The sequence below is a fragment of the Frankia sp. CcMO1 genome (genome assembly GCF_977945845.1).
Window position 1 is genome coordinate 1 of record NZ_CDWTMG010000177.1, and the last position, 615, is coordinate 615.

At 74.6% G+C, this 615-nt stretch carries 1 protein-coding gene; it reads left to right on the top strand.

Going from position 1 to position 615, the window contains the following annotated elements; genetic code table 11:
• The first annotated feature begins 147 nt into the window (after positions 1-147).
• Entirely contained in the window at positions 148-615 is a 468-nt protein-coding gene (locus tag AC08OU_RS17930) for a hypothetical protein (protein WP_476605360.1), read from the top strand.

The following is a 615-nucleotide window of genomic DNA, read 5'->3' on the forward strand; positions in this document are numbered from 1 at the left end:
TTCTACGCCCCACCCGGACCCGATGCCCGCACGGCGCGCCGGCCGCCGTCTCCGGCACCGTCGTCGTCCCCGCGCATGCGTGGGCACCGACGATCCCCATCGTGGGCGTCGCGCCGCCGACCACCAGCCCCGCGGGCAGGTGCGGCGGTGTCCCGTGACGATCCGGTGGCGGCCGCGAACCCCGGTGACCTGGCCAAGAGGCCTTCGCGCCGGCCACCACCGACTACGAGGGCTCGGGGCATCGAAGCGGGGTGGTGGCCCGCCCGCGGACCGCATGGCCGTCAAGGCGTACCTCGACGGCGGGATCGACGTCGGCGCCCCTCCGGGGCGGCGTGCGGCCCGGACACGGCGTACCCCGAACTCCAGCTGGACCGGTACCTCAACGACGCCGACCGGGCGATGCTGCGGGACGTCGAGTCGATGTGCGCCGGTGACCTGCTGCGGCTCGCCGTCAGACGCGTCGCGGAGCACACGACGTCCGATCCGCCCCTCACGCCCGCATGGCAGGCGCGGATGCGCGAGAACTCGCTGCCCGGGGATCGCCTACCTGACCGACCACCCGCGCGGAAAGCCGGTGCGGTCCACCTGCTGCCGCCATCTGAGCGCGCCATCTGA